At 70.2% G+C, this 15,820-nt stretch carries 14 protein-coding genes; 8 read left to right on the top strand and 6 right to left on the bottom strand.

Annotated features, from left to right (window positions below; all coding sequences use genetic code 11):
* Positions 1 to 154: 154 nt before the first annotated feature.
* Entirely contained in the window at positions 155 to 1,315 is a 1,161-nt protein-coding gene (locus tag ACTHL4_RS15460) for an MFS transporter (protein ID WP_440283651.1), read from the bottom strand.
* An 82-nt stretch (positions 1,316 to 1,397) separates the two neighbouring features.
* Between ACTHL4_RS15460 and ACTHL4_RS15465 the strand changes: the two genes are divergently transcribed.
* On the top strand, positions 1,398 to 2,228 hold the full coding sequence (locus tag ACTHL4_RS15465; RefSeq protein ID WP_440283652.1) for a tRNA pseudouridine synthase A: 831 nt from the start codon (positions 1,398 to 1,400) through the stop codon (positions 2,226 to 2,228).
* Here ACTHL4_RS15465 and ACTHL4_RS15470 read toward each other — a convergent pair.
* Positions 2,162 to 3,229, bottom strand: a complete 1,068-nt coding sequence (locus ACTHL4_RS15470) for an alpha/beta hydrolase (RefSeq protein WP_440283653.1) — start codon at positions 3,227 to 3,229, stop codon at positions 2,162 to 2,164. The genes ACTHL4_RS15465 and ACTHL4_RS15470 overlap by 67 nt on opposite strands.
* A gap of 128 nt (positions 3,230 to 3,357) precedes the next feature.
* Here ACTHL4_RS15470 and ACTHL4_RS15475 point away from each other — a divergent pair, with 128 nt between their 5' ends.
* The gene (locus ACTHL4_RS15475; protein ID WP_440283654.1) at positions 3,358 to 4,734 is read left to right on the top strand and encodes a WS/DGAT/MGAT family O-acyltransferase; all 1,377 of its coding nucleotides are present in this window, start codon (positions 3,358 to 3,360) and stop codon (positions 4,732 to 4,734) included.
* A gap of 55 nt (positions 4,735 to 4,789) precedes the next feature.
* Here ACTHL4_RS15475 and ACTHL4_RS15480 read toward each other — a convergent pair whose 3' ends face one another.
* The gene (locus ACTHL4_RS15480) at positions 4,790 to 8,257 is read right to left on the bottom strand and encodes a phosphodiester glycosidase family protein (RefSeq protein ID WP_440283655.1); all 3,468 of its coding nucleotides are present in this window, start codon (positions 8,255 to 8,257) and stop codon (positions 4,790 to 4,792) included.
* A 113-nt stretch (positions 8,258 to 8,370) separates the two neighbouring features.
* The gene (locus ACTHL4_RS15485; RefSeq protein ID WP_440283656.1) at positions 8,371 to 8,556 is read right to left on the bottom strand and encodes a hypothetical protein; all 186 of its coding nucleotides are present in this window, start codon (positions 8,554 to 8,556) and stop codon (positions 8,371 to 8,373) included.
* A gap of 171 nt (positions 8,557 to 8,727) precedes the next feature.
* Here ACTHL4_RS15485 and ACTHL4_RS15490 point away from each other — a divergent pair, with 171 nt between their 5' ends.
* Positions 8,728 to 10,428 (top strand): ABC-F family ATP-binding cassette domain-containing protein, encoded by a 1,701-nt coding sequence (locus tag ACTHL4_RS15490; protein ID WP_440283657.1) that lies wholly within the window; start codon positions 8,728 to 8,730, stop codon positions 10,426 to 10,428.
* Here ACTHL4_RS15490 and ACTHL4_RS15495 read toward each other — a convergent pair.
* Entirely contained in the window at positions 10,425 to 10,997 is a 573-nt protein-coding gene (locus ACTHL4_RS15495) for a winged helix-turn-helix domain-containing protein (RefSeq protein WP_440283658.1), read from the bottom strand. The two genes, ACTHL4_RS15490 and ACTHL4_RS15495, sit on opposite strands and share 4 nt — an antisense overlap.
* Positions 10,998 to 11,223: 226 nt before the next feature.
* Between ACTHL4_RS15495 and rplM the strand changes: the two genes are divergently transcribed.
* The 3 genes from rplM (at position 11,224) to glmM (ending at position 13,839) form a co-directional block, all read left to right on the top strand.
* Positions 11,224 to 11,673, top strand: coding sequence for a 50S ribosomal protein L13 (rplM, locus tag ACTHL4_RS15500; RefSeq protein ID WP_440283659.1), 450 nt, complete (start codon positions 11,224 to 11,226; stop codon positions 11,671 to 11,673).
* 34 nt (positions 11,674 to 11,707) lie between these two features.
* Positions 11,708 to 12,214, top strand: coding sequence for a 30S ribosomal protein S9 (gene rpsI, locus ACTHL4_RS15505; protein WP_440283660.1), 507 nt, complete (start codon positions 11,708 to 11,710; stop codon positions 12,212 to 12,214).
* A 269-nt stretch (positions 12,215 to 12,483) separates the two neighbouring features.
* The gene (glmM, locus tag ACTHL4_RS15510; protein ID WP_440283661.1) at positions 12,484 to 13,839 is read left to right on the top strand and encodes a phosphoglucosamine mutase; all 1,356 of its coding nucleotides are present in this window, start codon (positions 12,484 to 12,486) and stop codon (positions 13,837 to 13,839) included.
* Between the two features lie 15 nt (positions 13,840 to 13,854).
* On the opposite strand, the gene ACTHL4_RS15515 is transcribed toward glmM, so the two are convergent.
* Positions 13,855 to 14,403 carry an NADPH-dependent FMN reductase gene (locus ACTHL4_RS15515; protein WP_440283662.1) on the bottom strand — a complete coding sequence of 183 codons (549 nt, stop codon included), beginning with the start codon at positions 14,401 to 14,403 and terminating at the stop codon, positions 13,855 to 13,857.
* A gap of 109 nt (positions 14,404 to 14,512) precedes the next feature.
* Between ACTHL4_RS15515 and ACTHL4_RS15520 the strand changes: the two genes are divergently transcribed.
* Together ACTHL4_RS15520 and ACTHL4_RS15525 are read left to right on the top strand one after the other, a co-directional pair.
* Complete coding sequence (locus ACTHL4_RS15520; RefSeq protein WP_440283663.1) at positions 14,513 to 15,118, top strand: TetR/AcrR family transcriptional regulator; 606 nt, start codon at positions 14,513 to 14,515, stop codon at positions 15,116 to 15,118.
* Between the two features lie 148 nt (positions 15,119 to 15,266).
* Positions 15,267 to 15,692, top strand: coding sequence for an organic hydroperoxide resistance protein (locus ACTHL4_RS15525; RefSeq protein ID WP_440283664.1), 426 nt, complete (start codon positions 15,267 to 15,269; stop codon positions 15,690 to 15,692).
* Positions 15,693 to 15,820 lie beyond the last annotated feature (128 nt).

Here is a 15,820-nt window from a genome sequence, read left to right on the forward strand (position 1 = left end):
CGAGCAGTCCGTGTCGACCGAGGAGCCGTCGACCGAGACCGTCGGCGACGAGCAGGAGGCCGGCTCCGAGAAGTAGTGACCCACCTGTCTGCGGACACCCAGACCTGGCCCCGCTCCCCTGCCGCGGATCCGGGCCAGGTCGTTCCCGCGCAGGTCAGGCCGCGACGACCAGCCGGTCCCGGTCGAACGCCTTGGCCAGCGGGAGCAGCGCGACCAGGAGCACGACGGGCACGGCATACCCGATGCGCAGCGACCCGGTGCCGATCGCGCCGGTGAGGACCGAGCCGATCAGGGCGCCGACGTAGTTGAACTGGTTGAAGCGGGCGATGACCGCATCGGTGCGCGCCCGCGTGAGCTCCGGCGTCAGGTCGCCCGAGCCGCGTGCCAGCGTCGCGGCCGCGGAGTAGGACAGCGGTGCCACGACAGCGATGCCGGCGCCCAGCACCAGGAAGCCCGCGATGCCCACCGGCCAGCTGGGTGCGACGACGACGATGGCCAGCCCGATGACGGCGATCAGTGCGCCGCTGCGCAGCAGTCGTGCCGCGCCGAACGCATCGGTGAGCCGGTCGCCGGCGACCCGGGCCGCCAGCGATGCCACCAGATAGGGCAGGGTCGCGAGCGCGACCAGGCCCTCGGGCGCCGCCAGCGTGTGGTCGAAATAGACCGATCCCCAAGTCGTCGAGGCGGTGTCGACGGTGTAGAAGATCACGCACGCCGCACCGACGAGCAGGATCGGCCGCCACGGGATGCCGGCCGCCGCATCGGGATCCGGGGCGGTGCCCGATCCGGGCAGGAATCGTGCGAGCGCCGCGGCGAGCGGCAGGAGCGCCAGACCACTGGACAGGGCGGCGATCGAGGCGTGCGGGAGTGCGAGCGTCAGCAGCGTCCCGGTGATGCCACCGGCGGTCCACGCCCCGTGGAAGGACGGCAGCACGGTACGTCGGAGCTGGTGCTCCAGGGAGACCGCCTGCATGTTGGTGGTCGCATCCACGATGCCGAGCGCCACGCCGTAGATGGCCAGGCCCAGGACGAGCACCGGGATGCCGGGGGCGATGCCGCTGACCAGCAGGGCGACAGTGATCGCGAGAAGACCGGCGCGCAGCAGGAGCGCGCTGCCGCGGCGGGGGGCGACCTTCTCGGCCAGCAGGGATCCGCAGCCGGCCACGAGCACGATCATCAGCATGAGCAGCGTGAGGCCGAGTTGCGAGATGCCCCAGTGCTCCTCGAACTTCGGCAGGCGCGTGGTGAGCGACAGGAAGACACAGCCCTGGACGAAGTAACCGGCGGCGATCGCGGCGCGGGGGGAGTAGCTCACTCTCGGCATCCTGGCACGGCGGTCCGCGCCACGGGCGAAATTGGACGATTGACCATCTTCGCCGGCGGATAGGCTCCGAGCCATGCGACTGCGGATCGACTTCGGGTATGACGGCACCGATTTCTCCGGATGGGCCGCACAACCGGCACGGCGCACGGTCGAGCAGGTGCTGTCCGAGGCCCTCGGCACGATCCTGCGGTGCCAGCCGCCGAGGTTGACGGTCGCCGGCCGGACCGACGCGGGGGTGCACGCCCGGGGCGCGGTGTGCCATGTCGACGTCGACGAGCAGCTGTATGACGCCCTGCCGGGTCGTTCTGCACGGAGCCCGCACGAGGCGGCGGTGACCAGGCTCGGTGGGGTGCTTCCCGCCGACGTCGTGGTCCACCGGGTCGCCGCCGCGCCGGACGGTTTCGACGCCCGTTTCTCGGCGGTCTCGCGGCGCTACAGCTACCGACTGGTCGACGACCCGGCCGCCCTGGACCCGGTCCGTCGCCGTGACACGGTGGTGGTGCGCGGCCCGCTGGGGGTCGACGCCATGAATGCAGCCGCGCGCACGCTGGTGGGGCTGAAAGACTTCGTCGCATTCTGCAAGAAGCGGGAGGGCGCGACCACGGTGCGCACGCTGCTGGACTACCGCTGGCACCGCGATGCCGACGGCGTGCTGACCGGCACGGTGCTCGCCGACGCGTTCTGTCATTCGATGGTGCGATCGCTCGTGGGCGCCGTGGTGCCCGTCGGGCTGGGGCGGCATACCGCACAGTGGCCGGCGGAGGTGCTCACCGCCGGCCGCCGCGATCCGGGCGTGACGGTGATGCCGCCGCACGGTTTGTGCCTGGAGGAGGTCCTCTATCCGGCGGACGGCGAACTGGCCGCCCGTGCCGAGGAGTCCCGGGCGGTGCGCGAACTGCCCTGAGCAACAGGCAGATTGGCTCGTACGAACCGCCCGACCTCACGCATCGCCCGGGCCGCCTCGGGCACCCAGGAGGCGGCGGCCTGGAAGACGTGCACCTGGCCGGTCCAGATCTGCAGCTGGGTGGGGACCCCTGCCGCTGCCAGCCGGTCGGCCATCTCCTCGGCGTCGGGTCGCAGGATCTCCCGCGACCCCATCTGGAGGAGCACCGGCGGCAATCCGTGCAGGTCCGCGTCGATCGGGCAGATCCGGTCGCCGCTGGTCTCGTGCTTGGCGTCCACTCGTGCCACCAAACGTTGCAACGCCCGGCAGCTGCGCACCGTGAACAGATCGCACTTGTCCCGGTGCGGGCTGGCCGCCTTCCGCTCGGTGCCGATGTCGAGCAGTGGCGACAGGCCGGTGAGGGACGCGGGCATCGGCAGGCCCTCGTCCCGCAGCGCGAGCGCGACCGCGAACGCCAGGTAGCCGCCGGCCGAGTCGCCGACGATGCTGATCCGGTCGGCGGGGTAGCCCTGGTCCAGCAGCCAGCGGTAGCCGGCGAGGCAGTCGGCGATCATGCCTTCCCGGGTGACCGCGGGCAGCATCCGGAAGTTCACGTTGAGCACCGGGAGCCGGGTCACCCGGGACGTGGCGGCGACGAGCCGGCGGTGGGAGGCCAGGCTGCAGACGATGAACGCTCCGCCGTGCAGATAAAGCACCGCGCCGTCGTCGCGTGCTCGGCAGGCGCGGATCCACTCGGCATCGCAGGGTCCGAGCTGCACCGTCGACACCGACGTCCCGACGGGCAGCGTCAACCGGTCGGCCGTGCGGTCCAGCAGGGGTGACAACCGGGACAGCGCCGGTGCGTAGCTCCAGGCGTTGAGGGCCGGTTTGGCCACCGCGTGCAGGCCGCCCGCCAGTGCCGCCGACCGCCGGCTGGTCCGCGGGAACTTCGTCCGGACCGCGGGCGCAGTGACCGCCTCACCGGCTCCCGGCCGGATCGTCGGTCTGGCAGTCGACGTCATGGTGCAAGCCTCCGTCCGGATGCGATCGGTCCGCGGGGTGAATCGTTCCTGTCCAGCGCCCTACCCTAGGCCTACGGCCCGGTCACAAGCGGGACCATCAGCGGAGAGGCGGCTTTCGGATGCCGGGTATGGGACCTGTCGACGCGGGCTTCCTGATGATCGAGTCGCGCGAGCACCCGATGCATGTCGGCGGCCTGCAGGTGTTCACGGTGCCCGACGGTGAGTCGGCGACCTGGGTGCGCGACCAATTCACCGCCCTCGAGCCGGAGCAGATCAGCCGGCGGTTCCGGCTGAGACCCCAGGACCCGGTGGGTCTGCTCGGGAACTTCCGGTGGTCGGTCGACGCCGGTCTCGACCTGGACCATCACATCCGGCGGTCCGCCGTTCCCGGACCGCACCGGTTGCGAGAGCTGTTCGAGCTCACCTCGCGCTGGCAGGGTTCGCTGCTGGACCGGCACCGGCCGCTGTGGGAGGTGCACACCGTCGAGGGGCTCGAGGACGGCCGGGTGGCGGTCTTCTCCAAGATCCACCATGCGCTCGTCGACGGCGTCTCCGCGCTGCACCTGATGCAGCGGGCCTGCAGCCCCGACCCCGACGCGCAGGACTGTCTGCCGCCATACGCACTGCCCGCCGCGGAGGTGGAAGCCGCCGCCACCGCCCCGCGCACCGGCCACGCCCTGCCGGACCCCGCCGCGGTGCTGCGCAGTGGCATCGACCTGGCCGGGGAGCTGGCCAGCATCGGCCCCACCTCTCTCAAGGTGGCCTATCGGTCACTGCGCGACACCGGGCTCACCACGCCCTTCGACGCACCGCGGACCATCCTCAACGGCCGGATCGGCGGGGCCCGCCGGTTCGTGGCGCAGACCTTCGAGCTCGGCCGGTTCCGGGCCATCGCCGAGGTCTGCGAGGTGTCGCTGAACGACGTGGCGCTGGCGGTCTGCGGCGGCGCGTTGCGGCGCTACCTCGACGAGCTCGGCGACCTGCCGGACCGGTCCCTGACGGCCATGTGCCCGGTGAACCTGCGCGACGAGACCAGCGAGGTCGGCGGCAACGAGATCGGCGCGATGATCGCCGCGCTCGGCACCGACGTCGTGGACCCGGTCGAGCGGCTGGAGGTCATCCACGAGTCGACGACCGCCGCCAAACGGACGATGCGCGAACTCACGCCGTTGCAGCTGCTGCTGATGTCGGGTTACCACATCGCCGGTCTGGGCCTGTCGATGCTGCCTGGCTACGGCCGGGTGGGCCGGCCACCGTTCAACGTCGTCATCTCCAACGTGCCGGGGCCGCGGAAGCGGATGTATTTCAACGGTGCTCGCCTCGACGGCACCTATCCCGCGTCGATCCCGTTCGACGGCATGGCGATGAACATCACCCTGGTCACGTATGACGACCAGGTCGACTTCGGCATCACCGCATGCCGCAGCAGTGCACCGTCGGTCCAGCGGATGATCCACCACCTGGAGGACGCGCTGGCCGAGCTGGAGGACGCCGCGCGCTGCTGATGCCGGCAGTGCGCTGGGGCGCACCTTCGGCATACCCTCGCGACGCCGGGCGGCGTCAACCGACTTCGATGGTGGCCCGCTTCGTCACTCCGTTGACGGTGACCGTGAGTGTCGCAGTGCCGCGTCGTATGCCGGTGAGCTTCCCGCTGGCCGGGTCGAACGCGACGACGGCCCGGCCGTGGGCGTCGCCGATGCGTACGCCGTCTCCGCCCCAGGCGGCGCTGACCGGCCAGGCGACCGGGACGGTGCGCGTCTGGTCCTGACTGATCGTCGCGGTCGCCTCGCCGCTGGCGCCAACCGCCAGCTGCGACGGGGCGGAGAGATTCAACGCGTCGACGCGGGCGTGAGTCTCGTCCCGCAGCCACGGCAGCCGTGCTCCGGTCCGCGGCACGGTGCCCACGACGCCGGCGCCGGGATCGATGCCCAGCATGGTCCAGCCGGTGAATCCGCCCTGCTCAGGCGAGCCACTCGGGGTCTTGCCCGAGTTGCCGTTGATGATGCGGGTGACGCCGTCCGCGGCGTCGGTGAAGAAGATGCCGACGTGACCGTTGACCTGTGCGATCGACTTGCCGCTGGTCGCGGTGAAGTGCGCCAGCGTCCGCCGCAGGGCGGCCGCCTCGTAGCGGTCACCGAGCTGGGACGCCTTGTCGGGTTGCGGGTCATCGACGGGGTGATGGTTGAAGACGAGCACGCCGGTGATGCGGGGGTTGCGCGCCGCGTCGGCAAGCTGCTCCTGGAGCATCCGCAGCTGCTCGGTCGAGCCGCCCGGATGCAGGGTGCCCGACGACGAATCGAGCGTGATGATGCGGGTGCGGCCGAGGTCGCGATGCGTGGACGTGGCACCGAAGACGTTCTGGAAGTTGCTGATCGGGCCGCCCATCACCTCGTGGTTGCCGGGCACGTAGACATAGGGCACGCGGTCGCCGACCTCCTCGTCGAGGACCTGCTTGGCGAAGGCGATGTCCGCCGGTGAACCCTCGTCGACGAAGTCGCCGTCGATGACCAGCAGATCCGGATGGGCGGCGACGATCTCACGCAGCGCCCTACGCCCTGCCGCGACAATCGGCGAGTCGGGATCCCGGGCCACGAACTGGGTGTCGCTCATCACCGCGATCCGCTGCGGGCTGTGGTCGGTCGCACCGGCGGCCACAACGGCGGGATCGGTCGGCCAGGGTGTGTCCGGCAGCGTGACCGCCGGTGGGACCTGGGCGGTCAGTCCGGCCACCGCCAGCTGGTCGGTGTAACTGGCGTCCGACCGCGTCTCCATGAAGCGGATCTTGGTGAGCGTGATCGGGTATGGCGTGCCGGTCGGCACCGGGAAGCGCACCTGCTGCCAGCCGTTCCAGGTGACGATCGGATTGCTCGCTCCCTGCTCGGGGTCGAGGTTGGTCGAGGTCCCGTCGCCCTTGGTGATCATCAGCCGCGGCCACTCACCCTTGCCGGTGCCCTTGATCCACAGCGCGAGAGCCTGCGGCTGCCCCGGCACGGGCAACGGTGCCGGGGGCACGGCATACGCGCCACGGGTCGCGGTGGTCGTGCTGAAGTCGAAATCGAGGCCCAGCCCGCGCGGTGCGCCGGTGTCGCCCCCGGGTCCGTCGACCGGCGTGACGGAGCCGGTCGCGCGGTCGGCGGCGAACGTCCAGGAGGACGCGTCGGTGAAGTCGGCAAGGGTCTTCTCGTCATACCCGACGGTGACCGGGACGGTGAGGTCGTGTCCCGCCACGGTGAAGGTGATTGAGCTCGAGAGCTTGCCGGCGTTCGGTGTGACGGTGAATCCGGACGGGCCGTCGGCGGTGACGCGGACACCCTCGCCGGCCCGGACCCGCACGTCGCGGGTCTCGACCGGCACGGTGAAGCCGTCGGCATCCGACGCGGTCAAGGTGAGGGTTCGGCTCTTGCCGTGGGACGGGATGGACATCACCGCGCTGGACGGTGTCAGCCGGGCCACCCTGCCGTGCACGGTGATCGGGATCGCCGCGTGGTGGCGTCCTGCGCGGAAGGTGACCGTCGCCGATCCGGTCGTGCGACCGCGGACGACCGTGCTGGTGGGGTCACCCGCGACGGTCTGCAGCACCCGGCCCGGGGTGGCGGTGAAGTGGCCGCCGCCGGGCGCCGGGCTCAGGTCCGCGGCGAGACGCGTGCCGTGCACCGTGCGGCTGAGCCCGATGAGGGTGTCGTTCGCCCCGTCGGCGGGGAGTCCGGCGGCCGGCTGCAGGACGGGCCGCACGACCACCGATGTCGAGGGGCCGCTCGCAGTGGACCGGAAGACGAGGGCGTTGGACACGTGCCGTTCCGCCCCGTCCGATGGGCGGCCGACGACGGAGAGACCGGACGCGCCGGCCGGACGCGCGACCATGGTGGTCGAGCCGCCGCCGTCCAGATTGATCGCGTTCCAGGCGCCGAGGTCGGCCAGGAAGTCGGTGAGCTCCTGGATCGTCATACCGTGACTGTCGCCCTGGCGGCCGTCGAGGCTGACCACCCACAGGCGGCTGCCGTCCTTGCTGATGCCGATCGCCGTACGCGCGGCGGTGACCTGGTCCTCGGTCGTCTTCCGGCCATCGGTGAGCAGGCGCTGGCTGCCGCCGATGGCCAGGTCGACCGGTGCACTGGCCTTGACCGTCAGCTCGACGTGGGTCCCGACGGCGAGGGACGCCAACCGTTTCGTCCCGGCACCGCGTGCCACCAGCAGCGAGCTGCCGGACGGTATGTCGGCAGGCTCCTCGAGCGCGGATCGCTCGTCGCTGACCGCCGTGACGGTGCTGTTCACGACGGTCACGACACGGACCGGTTCGTTCGCCGTCAGCAGCCGCCCGATCGGGTAGCGGCCCCACAGCAAGGTGAAGAGGCCGACTGAACCCGCTTGGAACGTAGGCGAATTCACCGCTGCGATCTTCGTGGTGACACCGTCGGCGCGGAGGGTCGCGGCGGACATCAACTCGCGGATCGCGGCCTTGCCGTCGCTGACGGTGAAGGCCTGCCGTGCCGTGGCTCCTGCGTTGTGCACCGTGCCGTCCGCGATGTCGGTGCCGACCGGGGCATCGGACGCATTCATGTCGTAGTAGTCGCCGTTGACGGCAGCGACCACCTGCGGCTGATCGGCGAACTCACTGACCGGCGCGTTCGCACCCGACACCGCGCCCCCGTCGGACAGGCCGAGCGACAACGACGGTGTGTCCAGATCCGCGGTCATCACCCGACCGGTCACCCAGCCACCCGGTTGGAGACGCTGGAACGAGGTCAGGTCGAGACCGGGCGCAACAGCGGTCGAACGCCGGCGCAGATAGACCGAGTCGGCGCCGTCCAGTCCCCGGATGTCGTCGGCAGTGGCCGGCCGGTCGCCGGCTCGCGGATGAGCCGCCGACGAGTGGGCTGCCGCCGCGGTAGCCGCAGCGGTGGGCGGAGCCGCAGCGGCCCGGCCCGCCGGTGCCGCCAGCGCGCATGCGACGAGCGTGGCGGTAGCGAACGCGACCACGCTGTGCGGCAGCGGGATGGACGAGGAAAGCCTGCGACGGGGTGAGTGCACCCACCACACCTTGGTGGCACATCACGCCATTGGCAAGAGTTTCTCTCTTCCGGTCATGAAATGTTCATTATTGACATGGCGGCCGAGGCCGGGACATGCTCAACGACGCGCGCTCACACCCACGGGCCCTGGTCCCGTTGCTGGCGAGTGCCGTACGCCTTGGCGGCGCCGTTCTGCAGCGCATTGTGATTGTCGACGCCCGACCCGCTGCCGTCACCGCCACCCCCTCGGCTGCGTTGCAGCAGGAGCATCCCGCCGCACAGCGCGACGAAGACGATCAGCACGATGATCCAGAACATGACTTCCACCCTGTCGGGATCGAAGCTCGATCCCGTTCGATGCAGTAGACCACTTCGGCCGGAGGTGTGGTGGGCATGTCACCGGATCGATATCGAGACGACCGGGCGCCGGTGGTGTGTTGGACGAAACCCGGATGACGTGGCACCGCGCATAGGTGATGCTTGACGGTCGTGGGTCATATCGATGTCAATGCAGTGCACTACTTCCTGCCCGACGGCCGGCCGTTGCTCGGCGGTGTCAGCCTGCGCGTCGGCGAAGGCGCCAAGGTGGGACTGGTCGGTCCGAACGGTACCGGCAAGACGACGCTGCTGCGGATCATCGCCGGGGAGCTCGATGCGCACGAAGGCGCCATCACTCGTTCCGGCGGCCTGGCCGTCATGCCGCAGTTCATCGGCCGGGCGCGCCCCGAGGTCGAGGACTTCAGCGTGCGCGACCTGCTGCTGACCGTTGCGCCGGACCGGATCCGCGTGGCGGCCAAGGCGGTCGACGAGTCCGAACTGGCCATCATGCAGCGAGACGACGAGCCTGCCCAGTTGGCCTATGCACAGGCGCTCGCGGACTGGGCCGAGGTGGGCGGCTACGACTGGGAGACGTCATGCGACGTCTGCACGGTGTCGGCGATCGGCATACCGTTCGATCGCGCGCAATTCCGTGACGTGTCGACGCTTTCCGGCGGCGAGCAGAAACGCATCGTCCTCGAGGCGCTGCTGCGCGGCCCGGAGGAGGTGCTGCTGCTCGACGAGCCGGACAACTCCTTGGACGTGCCGACCAAGCGGTGGCTGGAGGCGCAGCTGGAGTCCTCACCCAAGACGGTGCTCTTCATCAGCCATGATCGCGAGATGCTGGCCAACGTCGCCACGCGCATCGCGACGCTGGAACCCGCTGCGGCCGGTGCCCACGCATGGGTGCACCCGGGTGGCTTCGCCACCTACCATCAGGCACGCATCGACCGGATCGACAAGCTTGAGGAGCTGCGCCGGCGTTGGGACGAGGAGCACCTGAAGCTCAAGCAGCTCGTGCAGATGTACAAGGTCAAGGCGGCATACAACTCCGACATGGCGGCGCGCTACCGCGCCGCGCAGACACGATTGGCGAAGTTCGAGGACGCCGGACCACCGGAGGTGGTGCCGTTCGAGCAGCACGTCAGCATGCGGTTGTCGGGTGGCCGCACCGCGAAACGGGCGGTGATCTGCGAGGGGCTGGAGCTCGCAGGGCTGATGAAGCCGTTCGAGCTGGAGGTCTGGTACGGCGAGCGGGTGGCGGTGCTGGGCTCCAACGGTTCGGGCAAGTCGCACTTCCTGAGGCTCCTCGCCGCCGGTGGTTCAGATCCCGACATCGAGCACCGCCCGGTCGGCGACAACCCGCCGAAACCGGTCGAACACCACGGCGTTGCGCGGCTCGGGTCGCGAGTTCGTCCCGGCTGGTTCGCCCAGTCCGCCCAGGCGGCCAGCACGCATGCGTGGGACCGGCGGACGCTGCTGGAGATCCTGCACCGGGGCGACGAGCACCGCGACGGCATGCCGCGGGAACAGGCTTCCCGTGCGCTCGACCGCTACGAGCTCGCCCGCGCGGCGGAGCAGACGTTCGCGTCGTTGTCGGGCGGTCAGCAAGCGCGCTTCCAGATCCTGCTGCTGGAGCTGTCCGGCGCCACCTTGCTGCTGCTGGACGAGCCCACCGACAACCTCGACCTGCACTCGGCCGAGGCGCTCGAGGCCGGACTCGACGCGTTCGACGGCACCGTCGTCGCGGTGACTCACGACCGTTGGTTCGCCAGAGGATTCGACCGCTTCCTGGTCTTCGGATCCGATGGCAGGATCCGTGAGACGCCCGAGCCGGTGTGGGACGAGGAGCGCGTCGAGCGGACCCGTTAGCCGCCACTCGGCGGCGGGTCGACCGGCAGCAGTGCGGTGTATGCCGCCACCCTCCGGGCTCCGGGGGAGCCGGCTCCGGCGCGGCGGTAGCGCTCCATGACCTCGGCCATCTCGGCGGCCAGCGCGGTCAGTTGCTCCGTGGTCACCAGCACGGCGTGATCGGCCAGCCCGCAGTGCTCCTGCCAGGTGTCCGGCCAACGGCCGCTGTCGTCGATCCAGGCGCCGGCGCGTTCGGCGAAGTGCTCGATGTAGTCGCGCTGCAGCCACTGCTCGGCGGCCAGATCGTCCTCGTCCAGCGCCTCGGGTTCGGCACGACCCGCCGGTTCGGCAGCAGCCCACACCCGCCGCTTGCCGGTGCCGGTGCCGGTGTCCTCGATCAGGCCCGCCTCGGCCAGACGGCGCAGGTGATAGCTGGTCGCACCCGTGTGCGTATCGAGCGCGCGTGCCAGGTCGGTGGCCGTTGCACGCCCGTGCACCCGCAGCTGGGCCAGTAACCGGGAGCGCAGCGGGTGGGCGAGGGCGCGCAGCCGGTCCGACCCGGGGGAACGGGGCTTGTCACGCGACGGCATACATGCACAATAGTTGTGCACACATTCGATGTAAACCCTCGGCGATGCGGCAACAGGGCAGCGAAAACCGTTGCGAAACTGCAGGATTCGTCCGATTTGGGTGGTATGACGCCCCCTTCGTAGAATGGACGTCTGTTGTGCATCGCGCGCAACCACCGACCAACCACCGACATGAGGGCGGCCAGCGGCTGCCCTCGAGTCACGATCAACAAGAAAAGGCAGACTCGTGCGTACCTTCACGCCCAAGCCGGCGCAGGTCCAGCAGGACCGCGTGTGGCACGTCATCGACGCCACTGACGTCGTCCTCGGCCGCCTGGCCTCCCAGGCCGCGATCCTGCTGCGCGGGAAGCACAAGCCGACCTTCGCGCCGCACGTCGACACCGGTGACTTCGTCATCATCATCAACGCCGACAAGGTCGCCCTGACCGGTGCCAAGCTCGAGAAGAAGAAGGCCTACAGCCACTCCGGTTTCCCGGGCGGTCTGAAGTCCACGTCCTACACCGAGCTGATGGCCAAGAGCCCCGCCAAGGCGGTCGAGAAGGCCATCCGCGGCATGCTGCCGCACAACTCGCTCTCGCGTCAGCAGCTGAGCAAGCTCAAGGTCTACGCCGGCCCGGAGCACCCGCACGCCGCGCAGCAGCCCCAGCCGTTCGAGATCACTCAGGTCGCGCAGTAAGCGCCCGCCCGGACTTCCAAGGAGAATTGACAAGATGACCGACCAGACGCAGGTCGACGTCCTGGAGGACGACGAGCCGCAGCTGACCAGCTACACCTCCGAGTCGAGCACCGCCCCGGCCGGCGACGAGCCCGCCGCCCGCCCGAGCGCCTCCGCGCCCGGCGCCGGCACCGGCCGCCGCAAGCAGGCCATCGCCCGCGTGCGCATCGTCCCCGGCACCGGTGAGTGGAAGATCAACGGCCGCAGCTTGGAGGAGTACTTCCCCAACAAGGTGCACCAGCAGATCGTCAACGAGCCGCTGAAGGTCCTCGAGCTCGACGGCGCGTACGACGTGCTCGTCCGCGTGCACGGCGGCGGCCCCTCCGGCCAGGCCGGCGCCGTCCGCCTCGGTGTCGCCCGTTCGTTGAACGGCGTCGACGAGGAGCTCAACCGCCCGGCACTGAAGAAGGCCGGCTTCCTGACCCGTGACGCGCGCGTCCCGGAGCGCAAGAAGGCCGGTCTGAAGAAGGCCCGCAAGGCCCCGCAGTACTCCAAGCGCTGAGCACTGCTTCTGGCACTGCGCACGGCCCCGGCGAGCACTTCGCCGGGGCCGTTCCGTATGTCGCCCGGCGGGCAGCCGTGGGCAGGCCAACCGGTGGCGCCCGTCATACGTCGAACATCATGGGTCGGCCAGACGCCCTATGCTGCGATTTACCGGCGCGTGCAGCTGTCGCTTACCCTGCTGTGGGCTGTTCGACGGTCGTCCGACCGTTGTCGGACGGCACACCGGCGCTTCCGCGCGCCGGAGTCTTCGAGAGTTTGAGGTGATCCATGGGGCGCTTGTTCGGCACCGACGGGGTGCGCGGCCTGGCCAATCGGGACATCACGGCGGAGCTCGCCCTGGACCTGTCCGTGGCCGCGGTGCGCGTGTTGTCCGAGGAGGGCGAGTTCGCCGGTCACCGGCCCACGGCCGTCGTCGGTCGTGACCCGCGAGCGTCCGGTGAGTTCCTGGCGGCCGCCACCATCGCGGGCCTGGCGTCCGCCGGTGTCGACGTCTACGACGCCGGTGTGCTGCCGACGCCGGCGATCGCGTTCCTGACCGCAGCGGCCGGTGCCGATCTGGGCGCGATGCTGTCCGCCTCGCACAATCCGATGCCCGACAACGGCATCAAGTTCTTCTCCCACGGCGGGCACAAGCTGCCCGACGCGACCGAGGACGCCATCGAGGCCCGGCTGCGCAGCGACTGGGAGCGGCCCACCGGCGACCAGGTCGGCCGCATCAAGCCGTTCGCCGAAGGCGCCGAGCGGTATGTCGCCCACCTGCTCCGTGCCATGCCACACCGGTTGGACGGGCTGCACATCGTGCTCGACACCGCCAACGGTGCCGCCTGCACGATCGCCCCGGAAGCCTTCGAGCGCGCCGGAGCCGAAGTCACCCTGGTCGGCGCTGAACCCAATGGTCTCAACATCAACGACGGTGTCGGGTCCACGCACCTGCAGGACCTGTGCCGGCTCGTGCCGCAACTGGGTGCGGACTTCGGCCTCGCCTTCGACGGCGACGCCGACCGCTGCCTGGCGGTCGACGCCACCGGCGCGGAGGTCGACGGCGACCAGATCATGGCCATCCTGGCGCTCGACCTGCACGAACGACACGCGCTCGCCGGCGACACCCTGGTGGCGACGGTGATGAGCAACGAGGGCCTGCTGCAGGCGATGGCCGGTGCCGGCATCACCGTCAAGCGCACCGATGTCGGCGACCGCTACGTGCTGGCGGAGATGCGCCGCGGTGGCTACTCGCTGGGCGGCGAGCAGTCCGGCCACGTCATCCTGCTCGAACACGGCACCACCGGCGACGGCGTGCTGACCGGCCTGATGCTCGCGGCTCGCGTGGCCTCGACCGGCTCCTCGCTGCGCGAACTGGCGGCCTGTATGACGCGCCTGCCGCAGTATCTGGTCAATGTCCCAGGAGTCGACAAGCACGCCGTCGACGGGCATCCGGTGGTGCAGTCGGCCGTCGCCGACGCCCAGCGCGACCTCGGCGGGCTCGGCCGGGTTATGCTGCGCAAGTCCGGCACGGAGCCAGTCGTCCGTGTCATGGTCGAAGCCGCCTCGGCCGAGCGGGCCCAGCAGATCGCCCAGCACCTGGCCGGCGTCGTCGCCAGTGAGCTGGCGCTGACGCCGGCCTGAGGGGACCCGTCGGGATCAGGCCGCCGAGCTGGTCGTCTCCGTCGCCTGCACCAGCGCGGTGACGGTCGCGCGCAGCGCGGTGCTGATCGGCTCGTGGGTCGCGATGTCGACGTCGGCCAACTCGCCGAGGGCGAACGTGGCGCTGGCATCCGCCAGGGGGCGGCCGCCGGCAATGGTGACCGCGAGGTGCGTGTGCTCCACCACGGTGGAGGTGTTGTGAGCGGCGGAGGACACGGCCACCGGCTTGCCGCTGAGCGATGACTGGCCATAGGGCCGCGAGGCCCAGTCGATCGCGTTCTTCAGCACCGCGGAGAGGGTGCCGTTGTTGGCGGGGGACAGCAACAGTGCCGCGTCGGCGGTGCCGAGCTGGGTGCGCAGTTGCTGCACCGGCTCGGGCGCGGTCTCGGTGTCGTTGTCCTCGTTGTAGAACGGCAGCGTCTCCAGGTAGTCGATGATCTCGACCCGGGTGTTCTCCGGGGCGAGGTCGGCGACGACGTCGGCCAACTGCCGGTGAATGGACGCGGAGCGAGGACTGCCGACGAGGACGGCGAGCGTGGTGGTCATGGGGGCCTCTCGAGGTGGCGGGTGGAACGGACAAAACAACTAAACGGACCATAGTCCGCTTTTCTTCCCGGCGGCAACCCGGCAGCCGTCCGGATGGGAGAATGTGGTCATGCCCACACCACGCCCGCTGCCGATGGCGACGATGCCGCCACGGGTCCGCCGGGACGCGGCGGCCAACTCCGACCGCATCCTGGCCGCGGCGCGCACGGTGATCGAGCGCGATGGTGTCGAGGCGCTCACCATGGACGGGCTCGCCGCCTGCGCCGGTGTCGGCAAGGGGACGATCTTCCGGGCGTTCGGCAGTCGTTCCGGCCTGTTCGCCGCACTCACCGACGAGACCGAGCGCGAGTTCCAGCAGGCGCACATGACCGGCCCCCCGCCGCTCGGCCCCGGCGCCCCGCCACTGGACCGGCTGCTGGCCTATGGCGCTGCCCGGCTGCGCATGGACCGGTTGCACGCCCGGCTGATGCTCGCCGCCGCGCAGGCGCCGATCGACAAGTTCTCCGTCCCGGCGCGCAAGGTCTCGGCGATGCACCTTCGGATGTTGCTGCGGGAGTGCGGAGTCGAGCGCGATGTCGAGGTGCTCGCCGAGTCGTTGCTCAGCATCCTGGACGCCGACGTCACTCATCATCTGACGACCGATCGCGGGATGTCCCAACCGGATCTCTTGGCGGGATGGCATTCGCTGGCCCGGGCGATCGTGAGGGGCCGCTGAACAACGCGTGTCCTGCCCGGGGGTTGCCGCACGCCCCACACGAGCGGTGTGTGAAGGTCGTACTACACACATCGGCGGACAGACCGGCGTCCTCTCGGCGTTGCGGTGAGTCCGACGAGGTGGCCACTTCCTCTCGAAAGGCGATGAGATGTCCGAGAAAGTCACTGAGGTCCTCTACACCACCGCGGCCACGGCCAAGGGCGGCCGCGAGGGCAACGTCAAGAGCGCCGACGGCGTGGTCGACCTGCCGCTCGGCAAGCCGGGCAGCCAGGCCAACCCGAAGGCGAACCCCGAAACGCTTTTCGCGGCAGGCTATTCGGCATGCTTCTCCGGTGCGCTCAACGCCATGGCGCAGCAGGACGGCGTCGACGCGAGCGAGTCGACGGTGACGGCGGACGTCACCTTCGGCAAGACCGACACCGGCTTCGGCATCGCGGTCGCGCTGACCGCGAAGATCCCGGGTGTCGACGCGGCCAAGGCGCAGGAGCTGGCCGACAAGGCACACCAGTTCTGCCCCTACTCCAAGGCGACCCGCGGCAACATCGAGGTCACCGTCGTCGGCGAGCCCGCCTGAGGCACGACCCCACCCGGCGTGCGGCCGCTCGCTTGCTGCCGAGCGGACACACAACGTACTGAGAGGACACGAAATCCGGCCCGCAAACGGGCGGATTTCGTGTCCTCTCGATGTGTTTGGTGTCCGTT

The sequence above is a fragment of the Flexivirga sp. genome (assembly GCF_051955415.1).
Classification (GTDB): Bacteria; Actinomycetota; Actinomycetes; order Actinomycetales; family Dermatophilaceae; genus Flexivirga.

What these genes read in the sequence shown, in the direction of transcription:
- ACTHL4_RS15525 (WP_440283664.1), top strand. Translation starts at nt 15,267, where the DNA reads ATGTCCGAGAAAGTCACTGAGGTCCTCTACACCACCGCGGCCACGGCC.
- ACTHL4_RS15485 (WP_440283656.1), bottom strand. Translation starts at nt 8,556, where the DNA reads ATGTTCTGGATCATCGTGCTGATCGTCTTCGTCGCGCTGTGCGGCGGG.
- ACTHL4_RS15470 (WP_440283653.1), bottom strand. Translation starts at nt 3,229, where the DNA reads ATGACGTCGACTGCCAGACCGACGATCCGGCCGGGAGCCGGTGAGGCG.
- ACTHL4_RS15475 (WP_440283654.1), top strand. Translation starts at nt 3,358, where the DNA reads ATGGGACCTGTCGACGCGGGCTTCCTGATGATCGAGTCGCGCGAGCAC.
- glmM (WP_440283661.1), top strand. Translation starts at nt 12,484, where the DNA reads ATGGGGCGCTTGTTCGGCACCGACGGGGTGCGCGGCCTGGCCAATCGG.
- ACTHL4_RS15495 (WP_440283658.1), bottom strand. Translation starts at nt 10,997, where the DNA reads ATGCCGTCGCGTGACAAGCCCCGTTCCCCCGGGTCGGACCGGCTGCGC.
- ACTHL4_RS15465 (WP_440283652.1), top strand. Translation starts at nt 1,398, where the DNA reads ATGCGACTGCGGATCGACTTCGGGTATGACGGCACCGATTTCTCCGGA.
- ACTHL4_RS15515 (WP_440283662.1), bottom strand. Translation starts at nt 14,403, where the DNA reads ATGACCACCACGCTCGCCGTCCTCGTCGGCAGTCCTCGCTCCGCGTCC.
- ACTHL4_RS15520 (WP_440283663.1), top strand. Translation starts at nt 14,513, where the DNA reads ATGCCCACACCACGCCCGCTGCCGATGGCGACGATGCCGCCACGGGTC.
- rpsI (WP_440283660.1), top strand. Translation starts at nt 11,708, where the DNA reads ATGACCGACCAGACGCAGGTCGACGTCCTGGAGGACGACGAGCCGCAG.